Origin of the sequence: Planktothrix sp. (assembly GCF_046067725.1) — a bacterium.
GTDB lineage: Bacteria > Cyanobacteriota > Cyanobacteriia > Cyanobacteriales > Microcoleaceae > Planktothrix.
The window spans coordinates 1-9,642 of the sequence record NZ_JBJUDF010000200.1 but is presented as its reverse complement, the minus strand read 5'-3'; the positions used below and the strand labels follow the sequence as shown (position 1 = coordinate 9,642).

Genomic DNA, 9,642 nt, shown 5'->3' with positions numbered 1-9,642 from the left:
TTGTGGAATTCGATGTTAAAGTCACATTTTGTTTTTTCCCTATAAAACTTTTAAATGCAGGAGATGTTTATCTGGAATTACGTCCTGAACCTCCTTTTGAGATTTTTAAAATTTTGAAAATGGATGAAATTAAAGAGTAGGATGATGCTCTGCTTAACCCCATAAAATTAAGCTCATTCCCTTCTTATCTTTGTGGTTTATTCTACAGCTAAAAACCTCATTTCTAAGGTTGATTGTTTTTTGAGTTGAGATGTTGGCTAATTAATTCAGCCGCTAAACGATTTCCGGCGATATTCCAGTGGGTATCATTGGGTTTATAAAGGCGGGTTTGTTGAGAAGCCACCTTAAAACTAGGTAATAAATCCAAATAATCAATATTAGCTTGTTGTAACTGTTCTGTTAACATTCGGTTGGGAAGTTCAAAGTCTAATAAATTTGGATCATTGGGATCAAAAGCGTTTTTGACTTGTTGTTGAAGTTGGGAATTGACTTGAACTTCATCAGGAATGATCACAACGGTTAAGGGGATGTTTTGAGAATCACAAATTTGTTTAATTTTGAGTAAATCTTGAACTGCATCCTCCACAAAGCTTTTAAAAATACCATCGGCGGGATTTCTAACAAACATATTACTTTTATTTACCGTATCTTGGAGATATTTTTCATTATTAAATGTGGGTTGATTATCATTATATTTAACCGTTGTTGGGTTCAGGACTTTACCTTGATAATTACTTTGAATTTTAATCAAAGATTTAATTAAAGCAATGACATAGGATTTTTCTTCGGTTCGGAGTTTAGCGGTCATGACATTATCTAAAAAGTCATTCCCAATATAGAAAAATACCACCACTTTATCGGGATTAAGTTTTAATCCTTCATTGACTAAAATTGATAAATAATCCCTTGGCCCCATTCCGGGTATTCCCATATTAATTACTTCTGTTTTTTGACCGGACTGGTTTAATTGTTCTTCTAAAAGGGTCAAATAATTATATTCATAGGGAACCACACCATAAGCAAAGGAATCTCCTATCCCTAAAATTCGATAAATTCCCGCAGGTTTTTCAACGGTAAATTCAACATCTTTAAAACCTTGGGAATTCAACTTAAAGTCATAGTCAGGGGCGTTAGGTTTTCCACGAAATCGATTATAGGAGGAATCATAAAACACAAAACTCGGATCGATTTTGTTATAAATTCTTAAGGTTATTTCGGACATTACAAAGGTAATTAAGGCTATTAATGCGGTTTGTCCGAGAATTTTACTAAAAGCTTTGAGTTTAAGTTTTTGCATTTTAAATTTTTTCAGAGGAAGGAGGTAAACGTTTAAAAAATTGTTGAGTTTTTTCTAATAACTGATGAAATAGGATATCCGCAGCAAGTTGATTTCCGGCTGTATTCCAGTGCGGTTCCTGTAATAGATATAAGGGACGCTGTTTTTGTGCCACTTGAAATTGCGGTAAGAAATCAAGATAAGCAATTTGTTGTGTTTTAAGATAAGGAATCAGAAGATTTTGCATACAGATGGGATCATAATTTTTTAAATTTAATTCATATTTTTGGGTGAGTTGATTTAATAACTGAGGGTTAACTTGAAATTCACCAGGATAAATCGCAACGATAAATTGAATGTTTTGCTGTTTTAACAGCTTGTTCATTTCATCAATGCTTTGGAAAATATAGTTAATATTATCATTCCAGGTTCCCTTTTGTAAATCTTTGCGTTTACAAAAGTCTAAGCGAGTTTTTTCTGTATCCAGAAAGGTTTCTAATGATAAAATACCCGGAGATTTTTCTGGGTGAGATAAATTAGAAACGAGTTGAAATTGATAGGGCGAGAAAGATGGAATAACAGAGTGTTGCTTTGCTTTGGTAGCTTCTTGAAAAATTTTATATTTTTGTTTAAGAAACAGGAGGAAACGAGATTGATTAATAATGGGATAACCTAATATTTTAAATTCTTTGTTTTTATCAATATCAATATAAATATCATTGACAATAATGCGTTTACGGTTGGGGTCAGCATCAATAAAATCATTTCCGACAAAAAACCCTAAAACGACTAAATCAGGATGATATTTTAGGGCATATTTTTTTAATAAAGCTAACTGTTCTCCCGTATGGGTTCCGGGGTATCCAGCATTAATTACTTCAACATTAGGCTTTCGATAATAGCGTTCAAATTGTTTTTCTAATAACGCTGTATAATTTCCGTCTTTTCCTCCCGCCCAGTTAAAGGAATCACTGAGGATTAAAATTCGATAGTTTTCGGGTGATTTTTGTAGGGGATAATCTCGATCATTAAAGCCAAATTGATTGTTTCCATTAGCATAGGGACGAATTTTAAACCCTAAATCTGGATCATATTGATACAGTCCTTGGGATAAATAAGGTTCGAGGACAATCATTAACACTTCCACTAGGAATAACGGTAAGATTGTCCAAAAAAATAACAATAGTAAGCTTTGACGTAGGAATTTTAAACGCAATTTGAATAACTTTTTAAACATGAATTAAAAGCAAATAAAAATGAGCGATCGCAAATATCCTAAACTTAGTTTTTGACATTTAATCTTCTTCGGGTTCAAGAGCAGAAGCGGGGTAATTTTCAGGGTCAGGGAAAGGGACAATTAACACTTTATCAACTCGATTTCCATCCATATCCATGACTTCAACACGAAGATTTTGCCATTCAAAATGATCCGCAGCCGCCGGAATACGCCCTAACTGGGTAATGACAAACCCGCCAACGGTGTGATAATTTCCTTCTGATTCTTCTAATAAATGTTCTAAATTAAATAACTCAAAAAACTCCTCAACGGGTAACATTCCATCTAATAACCAAGAGCCATCTTCTCGTTGAACTTTCTGCGGTTCTTCGGGATTTTCCCAAGAAGGAATATCCCCGACTAATTCCATTAATATATCATTTAACGTAACTAATCCTTGAATCACGCCATATTCATCAACCACTAAAGCAAAATGGGTTTCTCCCTGTTTAAATAATTCTAAAATTTTTAAAACCGATGTGGTTTCAGGGACAAATAACGGGCGGCATAAATTAGCTGTTAAATCTAAAGGTTGACCGGATAAAGCTTGAGTTAATAAATCCGTGACTTTAATAAACCCGACAACATGATCTAAATCTTCTTGACAAACTAAAATCCGAGTATAAGAACTTTCGGAAATACTTTGACGATTTTCTTCAACCGGATCGTCAATATCAATCCAAAAAATATCCGGGCGAGGCGTCATTAAAGTTCGCACTTGGCGATCGCCTAATTCAAACACCCGTCCGACAATATTTTGTTCTGTTTCCTCAACAATTCCTGATCTTGTTCCTTGTTCAATGAGAATTTTAATTTCTTCTTCGGTAACTTCCGGTTCCGTCGAGGTATGACTGCCTAAAAACCGAACCATTAATTCTGTAGATGCACTCAACAAATGAACAATAGGGGAACTAACGCGAGATAACCAACGCATCGGAATAGAAACGGTTGTTGCTATTAATTCAGGAGAATTCAGAGCCAACCGTTTAGGAACTAATTCCCCGATAATTAATGATAAATAGGTAATCGTAATTACAACCACTGTAAAACTAATGGCATTACTGTAGGGTGCTAAAATGGGAATTTGCTTGAGTTGGCTATCTAATCGAGCCGAAATTGCTGCCCCCCCAAACGCACCTGCTAAAATTCCAATTAAGGTAATTCCCACTTGCACCGTTGAGAGGAATTGATTGGGAGAATTGGCTAAATCTAAAGCCACTTTTGCTTTTTTATTGCCTTGATTGGCTAACTGTTGTAACCGCACTTTACGGGAAGAAACAATCGCCATTTCAGACATCGCAAAAATACCATTGGCGACAATCAGCAGAACAACAATCGAAATTTCTTGGATCACAGATGACATTTTTGGGTCAGGATAGAACGATAAAAGATTAGAATAACCGATCACATCTCAATGTGATGATTCTAAACCCCAAAGGTCAGATTGTGTCATCTGTGTTTAGGGGGAAAATAATCTAACTTCTTTCGAGATCGAATTTTCTGGAATTCCTTAAAATATGAGAACGACTATTGTAGAGACGTGCCAATAGCCTGACGGCATCAAGCGTCGCATCTCTACATACGCCATCATCTGTTCCCTGTTTCCTGCTTTAATATGACATTTTCCTCTATCGTGCGTGCATTAGGACGATCACCCTTAACGGCTGAACTCCTCAACAAACTCAATAAATTTCAATCTCTGTATCTCAACGGTCTTCCTCGGCTTCCCAAGGGGTTAGTTGCGTCTACCTTAGCCCAGGAGTCGGGATTAAATTTATTTGTTGTCACCGCCACTTTAGAGGAAGCTGGACGCTGGGCGGCGCAACTGGAAGCTATGGGATGGACAACGGTTCATTTTTACCCCACCTCAGAAGCTTCCCCCTACGAGTCGGTGTCTTCTGAAGAAATGACCTGGGGACAAATGCAAGTTTTAGCCGACTTAGTGGGAGGTTTAAAAAACCCAGGTTCTCCGGTTGCGGTTGTTAGTACAGAACGCAGTTTACAACCCCATTTACCCCCCGTTGAGGTCTTTCAACCTTATTGTTTAACGCTCTATCGGGGGATGACTTCAGCAGGAAAAACCCTGGATGAACAGTTTGCCAAGTTAGGGTATGAACGAGTTTCTTTAGTGGAAACGGAAGGACAATGGAGTCGGCGCGGGGATATTGTGGATATTTTTCCCGTCGCGTCTGAATTACCCGTGCGTTTAGAATGGTTTGGGGATGAATTAGAACAAATTCGAGAACTCGATCCGACTACCCAACGATCATTAGATAAAATTGAAAGTCTGATTCTCACCCCGACGAATTTTGATGTCATGATTCAGGGGAATTTACCCGAAGCAGAAACCTTAATTACAGAAGTCATTGCCCTAACTCCTACACCGGAATTTCAACTGGATAATGCTAATTATAAACCGCCAAAATCCTATCATCCTTTACTGGGGTTAGCTTTTGAAAAACCGGCTTGCTTATTCGATTATTTAACCGATACGACTTTAATTGTTATCGATGAACCGGATCAATGTTGTGCCCATAGCCATCGCTGGTTAGAACATATTGAAGAACAATGGCAAACTTTACCTCAAAAATTGCCAAAAATTCACCGTTCGTTTAGTGAATCTCTCCAACAAATTGAAGCATTTGACAAATTATATTTATCTGAATTAGGAGATTATCAACCGACGTTAATTAATATTACCGATGTTCCCAGTTTAAATTTATCTTCCCGTCCCGTACCTGCCACACCCCATCAATTTGCGAAGCTTGCTGAATTAATTCGTCAAGAACGACAGCGACATTTTTCTATTTTTCTCGTTTCTGCTCAACCGAGTCGATCCGTTGCACTTTTATCTGAACATGATTGCCCGTCTAAATTTATTCCTAACCCCCGTGATTATCCGGCTATTGATAATTTAATTAAAAATACCCCTGTTGCTTTAAAATATACTGGACTGGCAGAATTAGAAGGATTTGTTTTACCGACATTTAGATTAGTTTTAATCACCGACCGAGAATTTTATGGGCAACATTCTCTCGCCACTCCCAGTTATATTAGAAAACGACGTCGGGCAACTTCCAAACAAGTTGACTTAAATAAACTGCGACCCGGAGATTTTGTCGTTCATCGTCAACATGGCGTGGGGCGATTTATTAAATTAGAAAGCTTAGTGATTAATAACGAAACTCGTGAATATTTAGTCTTACAATATCAAGATGGAACGTTACGAGTTGCGGCGGATCAAGTCGGAAGTTTATCACGGTTTAGAAGTGCGGGTGGGAAAGTTCCCCAACTGAATAAACTCACCGGACAAGCGTGGGAAAAAACTAAGGAAAAAGTCAAAAAATCATTAAAAAAATTAGCCGTCGATTTATTAAAATTATACGCCCAACGTGCCCAACAAACGGGTTATGCGTTTCCCCCGGATATGCCTTGGCAACAGGAACTTGAAGACTCCTTTTCCTATCAACCCACACCGGATCAAATTAAATCCACCCAAGACGTTAAACGGGATATGGAAAGCGATCGCCCGATGGATCGTTTAGTCTGTGGAGATGTGGGATTTGGCAAAACTGAAGTAGCAATTCGAGCTATTTTTAAAGCCGCTACCGCCGGAAAACAAGTGGCATTATTAGCCCCAACAACAATTTTAACTCAACAACATTATCATACTTTAAAAGAACGATTTGCCCCCTATCCTATTGAAGTTGCTTTACTGAATCGTTTTCGGACAACAGCAGAAAAACAAGAAATTTTAAAACGATTAGCAACCGGGGAAATTGATGTGATTGTCGGAACCCAAGCGTTACTCGGAAAAGGTGTTCATTTTAAAGATTTAGGCTTATTAGTGGTTGATGAAGAACAACGATTTGGTGTTAATCAAAAAGAAAAAATTAAAACCTTAAAAACCCATGTGGATGTGTTAACGTTAACTGCAACTCCCATTCCTCGAACGTTATATATGGCATTATCGGGAATTCGAGAAATGAGTTTAATTACAACTCCCCCTCCGTCCCGTCGCCCAATTCAAACCCATTTAGCACCGTTAAATTTAGAAACCATAAGAACCGCTATTCGTCAAGAATTAGACCGAGGCGGACAGGTGTTTTATGTTGTACCTAGAATAGAAGGAATTGAAGAAAAATCAACTCAAATTCGAGAGATGATTCCTGGGGTCAGATTAGCGATCGCTCACGGACAAATTGACCCCGCCGAATTAGAATCAATTATGTTAACATTTAGTGCAGGAGAAGCGGATGTTTTAGTGTGTACAACCATTATTGAATCCGGGTTAGATATTCCCAGAGTCAATACAATTTTAGTCGAAGATGCTCACCGTTTCGGATTAGCTCAATTGTATCAATTAAGAGGTCGTGTTGGCCGTTCAGGAGTACAAGCTCACGCTTGGTTATTCTATCCCACAACAGCCGATGGACGGGTTAATTTAACCGATGATGCGCGCAAAAGATTAAGAGCCATTCAAGAATTTGCTCAGTTAGGATCAGGTTATCAATTAGCCATGCGAGACTTAGAAATTCGCGGTGCAGGTGATATTTTAGGAGCCGAACAATCGGGTCAAATGGATGTGGTGGGGTTTGATCTTTATAGTGAAATGTTGCAAGAAGCGATTCAAGAAGTCAAAGGTCAAGAAATCCCGCAGGTTGATGATACTCAAATAGACTTAAGTTTAACCGCTTTTATTCCTTCTGATTATATCCCCGATTTAGATCAAAAAATGAGTGCTTATCGGTCGGTGGCGGCTTGTCAAAGTCGAGATGAATTATCTCGCATTCAAGAAGATTGGTGCGATCGTTATGGCCCTATTCCTACTCCAGCACGTCAATTAATTCGGATCATAGAACTGAAACAAATTGCCAAGAAATTAGGCTTTTCTCGTATTAAACCCGATGGTCAACAACATATATTATTAGAAACTCCGATGGAGGAACCCGCCTGGAATTTATTAAAAGCCAATTTAGCGGAACATTTACATCCTCGCTTTGTGTATAGTAAAGGTAAAGTTACTGTTAGAGGATTAGCGGTATTAAGTGCCGATAAACAGTTAGAATCTTTAGTGAGTTGGTTAGCTCAAATGCAAACCGCTTTACCGGAGAATTGTCTAGTTTAAATTATTCCAACTTTCAGAGTTATTAAAAAACGATGGACACGAAAGAATTGTTAATTCAGGAAATAGAAAAAAGTCCAGATTTTATTTTACAAGAGGTCTGGGATTTTCTACAATTTCTTAACGCTAAATATCAGCAAGAAAAGTTAGAGATGAGTCTGATGAGTGAATCTTCTTTACAAAAAGATTGGTTACAACCAGAGGAGGATGAAGCATGGCAGAATTTGTAAAGGGTGATGTAGTTATTGTTCCCTTCCCCTTTTCAGATTTAACACAAGCCAAGCGACGACCAGCTTTAGTAATAGCAGTGTTGACAGGAAATGATTTAATTCTTTGTCAAATTACTAGCCAAGCTATCGGAGATCGTTATGGTATTACCCTGGAAAACCATGACTTTAGCGAAGGGGGACTTAACCAAACTAGCAATATTAGACCTAATCGTTTATTTACTGCTGATCAAGGAATTATACTTTATAAAGCAGGTCAAATCAAACCTGAAAAATTGCAGGCAGTGATTGCTAAAATCATTGTACTTATTCAGCAGTAATTTTTGATAGAAATTTAAAAAATCCAATGATTAATCAAAACTCTTCTCAAACCCAAACATTTAACCCCTGGAATTATAAGCCTTGGTGGTGTCAACCTTGGTCTATTCTATTAACTGGAATCACCTTAATTTTAGGCAGTTTTTTTCTATTTCATATTATTTGGATTACGATTTTAGTCGCTATTCCTTTGTTAGCTTGGATGGGATTTTTTCTATTGATATGGCCGAAGTTAATGGCGGAGGTTTATGCTCAGGAGGACTTAAGCAATAAGGATTAAGTGATTAAAACCATGAATCAAGAAAATCAAGAACAATATTTTTGGGTCTGTGTTAATAATCTTGGTATATAAATAATGCCCAAGAAAATTCGAGAGCTTAAAAAATTACTAGAGAAAGCTGGGTTTGTTTATCGTTCAGGGAAAGGAAGTCATACACGATGGATTCATCCCTTAATACCCAGCCAACCTATCACGATATCAGGAAAAGATGGTGATGATGCTAAACTCTATCAAGAAAAAGAAGTTTACCAAAAACTAGAGATGTTAAAAAAGATTCAAGAAAAGGAGTCTGAATCATGAAACTGCATTATACAATTGTTATTCTATGGTCTGATGAAGATCATTGTTATTTAGTCCATCTTCCTGAATTCCCAACTCAACAATTTCATACACACGGAGAAACTTATGAAGAAGCATTAAAAAATGCTCAAGAAGTGTTAGAAATTTTAATAGAAGAGTATCAAAAAGATGGAAAAAGTTTACCCCTGCCTAATTTGATGCTTGGGGAAAGAGATCAGGTTTTGGAAATACGATAGGAATATTATTTTTTTAAATAATCAGATTAATATAAGAATTGAGGTTTAAATTGGGTTATATAGAGGTCTGCATTCGTCTGAGGTACAAGTCAAAAACTCAATTTCTCAGAGAAAGCGTTTTTTTTATTCACCTTAAAATCACTATAAATTGATTAGTAAAAAATAGAGTTAAGGAAACAAAAGAATGATGAAATTTCAATGAAAACAATTAAATTTACTGATTTATTTGCCGGAATTGGGGGAATTAGACTCGGATTTGAAAAAGCTGCTTCTTCATTAGGATTTCAAGCCCAATGTTTACTCAGTAGTGAAATTAATCAAGATTCAAGATGGGTTTATCAAGCAAATTTCAAAGAACAGTCTTTGGGTGATATTAAGCTGCTCCGCATCTAAATTTAATATTTTATAGCCTAGAGTCTTTCTAGCAAGGCTTGTGGGTAAAAAAATTAAGTGCGTGACAGCTTATTCTGCAAGGATTGGTTGAAAGAAAATATCTAAAAATGATTAATAATCAATATAAACCTGCTAGTGGTAATTTTTCTTTTGAAGTCTATAAATTTTTAGATCCAGAATCTATTGCTGTGACATTAGTAGCGAGTGATGC

Annotated in this window: 10 protein-coding genes; 7 read left to right on the top strand and 3 right to left on the bottom strand. The window is 36.8% G+C overall.

All coding sequences use genetic code 11. The annotated features are described in order from the left end of the window. Nucleotides 1-223: 223 nt before the first annotated feature. From ACKPEB_RS12615 to ACKPEB_RS12605, 3 genes are read right to left on the bottom strand one after another with little or no spacing between them, the layout of a single operon-like run. Nucleotides 224-1,297 (bottom strand): SGNH/GDSL hydrolase family protein, encoded by a 1,074-nt coding sequence (locus ACKPEB_RS12615; protein WP_408965281.1) that lies wholly within the window; start codon nucleotides 1,295-1,297, stop codon nucleotides 224-226. Between the two features lies 1 nt (nucleotide 1,298). Then, the gene (locus tag ACKPEB_RS12610) at nucleotides 1,299-2,513 is read right to left on the bottom strand and encodes an alginate O-acetyltransferase AlgX-related protein (RefSeq protein WP_408965280.1); all 1,215 of its coding nucleotides are present in this window, start codon (nucleotides 2,511-2,513) and stop codon (nucleotides 1,299-1,301) included. Between the two features lie 58 nt (nucleotides 2,514-2,571). Continuing rightward, on the bottom strand, nucleotides 2,572-3,915 hold the full coding sequence (locus ACKPEB_RS12605; protein WP_408965279.1) for a hemolysin family protein: 1,344 nt from the start codon (nucleotides 3,913-3,915) through the stop codon (nucleotides 2,572-2,574). Between the two features lie 252 nt (nucleotides 3,916-4,167). Between ACKPEB_RS12605 and mfd the strand changes: the two genes are divergently transcribed. The 7 genes from mfd to ACKPEB_RS12570 all read left to right on the top strand — a co-directional run bounded on the left by mfd (nucleotide 4,168) and on the right by ACKPEB_RS12570 (nucleotide 9,431). Further along, nucleotides 4,168-7,680, top strand: a complete 3,513-nt coding sequence (gene mfd, locus ACKPEB_RS12600; RefSeq protein ID WP_408965278.1) for a transcription-repair coupling factor — start codon at nucleotides 4,168-4,170, stop codon at nucleotides 7,678-7,680. A gap of 32 nt (nucleotides 7,681-7,712) precedes the next feature. Continuing rightward, entirely contained in the window at nucleotides 7,713-7,907 is a 195-nt protein-coding gene (locus ACKPEB_RS12595) for a DUF2281 domain-containing protein (RefSeq protein ID WP_408965277.1), read from the top strand. Next, the gene (locus tag ACKPEB_RS12590) at nucleotides 7,892-8,224 is read left to right on the top strand and encodes a type II toxin-antitoxin system PemK/MazF family toxin (RefSeq protein WP_408965276.1); all 333 of its coding nucleotides are present in this window, start codon (nucleotides 7,892-7,894) and stop codon (nucleotides 8,222-8,224) included. The genes ACKPEB_RS12595 and ACKPEB_RS12590 overlap by 16 nt, the downstream gene beginning before the upstream one ends. Nucleotides 8,225-8,250: 26 nt before the next feature. Then, entirely contained in the window at nucleotides 8,251-8,502 is a 252-nt protein-coding gene (locus tag ACKPEB_RS12585; RefSeq protein WP_408965275.1) for a DUF6737 family protein, read from the top strand. 75 nt (nucleotides 8,503-8,577) lie between these two features. Continuing rightward, the gene (locus ACKPEB_RS12580) at nucleotides 8,578-8,802 is read left to right on the top strand and encodes a type II toxin-antitoxin system HicA family toxin (RefSeq protein WP_408965274.1); all 225 of its coding nucleotides are present in this window, start codon (nucleotides 8,578-8,580) and stop codon (nucleotides 8,800-8,802) included. Beyond that, nucleotides 8,799-9,038 carry a type II toxin-antitoxin system HicB family antitoxin gene (locus ACKPEB_RS12575; RefSeq protein ID WP_408965273.1) on the top strand — a complete coding sequence of 80 codons (240 nt, stop codon included), beginning with the start codon at nucleotides 8,799-8,801 and terminating at the stop codon, nucleotides 9,036-9,038. The genes ACKPEB_RS12580 and ACKPEB_RS12575 overlap by 4 nt, the downstream gene beginning before the upstream one ends. Before the next feature lie 198 nt (nucleotides 9,039-9,236). Then, nucleotides 9,237-9,431, top strand: a complete 195-nt coding sequence (locus tag ACKPEB_RS12570; RefSeq protein ID WP_408965272.1) for a DNA cytosine methyltransferase — start codon at nucleotides 9,237-9,239, stop codon at nucleotides 9,429-9,431. Nucleotides 9,432-9,642 lie beyond the last annotated feature (211 nt).

What these genes read in the sequence shown, in the direction of transcription:
- ACKPEB_RS12610 (WP_408965280.1), bottom strand. Translation starts at nt 2,513, where the DNA reads ATGTTTAAAAAGTTATTCAAATTGCGTTTAAAATTCCTACGTCAAAGC.
- ACKPEB_RS12605 (WP_408965279.1), bottom strand. Translation starts at nt 3,915, where the DNA reads ATGTCATCTGTGATCCAAGAAATTTCGATTGTTGTTCTGCTGATTGTC.
- ACKPEB_RS12575 (WP_408965273.1), top strand. Translation starts at nt 8,799, where the DNA reads ATGAAACTGCATTATACAATTGTTATTCTATGGTCTGATGAAGATCAT.
- ACKPEB_RS12580 (WP_408965274.1), top strand. Translation starts at nt 8,578, where the DNA reads ATGCCCAAGAAAATTCGAGAGCTTAAAAAATTACTAGAGAAAGCTGGG.
- ACKPEB_RS12570 (WP_408965272.1), top strand. Translation starts at nt 9,237, where the DNA reads ATGAAAACAATTAAATTTACTGATTTATTTGCCGGAATTGGGGGAATT.
- ACKPEB_RS12595 (WP_408965277.1), top strand. Translation starts at nt 7,713, where the DNA reads ATGGACACGAAAGAATTGTTAATTCAGGAAATAGAAAAAAGTCCAGAT.
- mfd (WP_408965278.1), top strand. Translation starts at nt 4,168, where the DNA reads ATGACATTTTCCTCTATCGTGCGTGCATTAGGACGATCACCCTTAACG.
- ACKPEB_RS12615 (WP_408965281.1), bottom strand. Translation starts at nt 1,297, where the DNA reads ATGCAAAAACTTAAACTCAAAGCTTTTAGTAAAATTCTCGGACAAACC.
- ACKPEB_RS12590 (WP_408965276.1), top strand. Translation starts at nt 7,892, where the DNA reads ATGGCAGAATTTGTAAAGGGTGATGTAGTTATTGTTCCCTTCCCCTTT.
- ACKPEB_RS12585 (WP_408965275.1), top strand. Translation starts at nt 8,251, where the DNA reads ATGATTAATCAAAACTCTTCTCAAACCCAAACATTTAACCCCTGGAAT.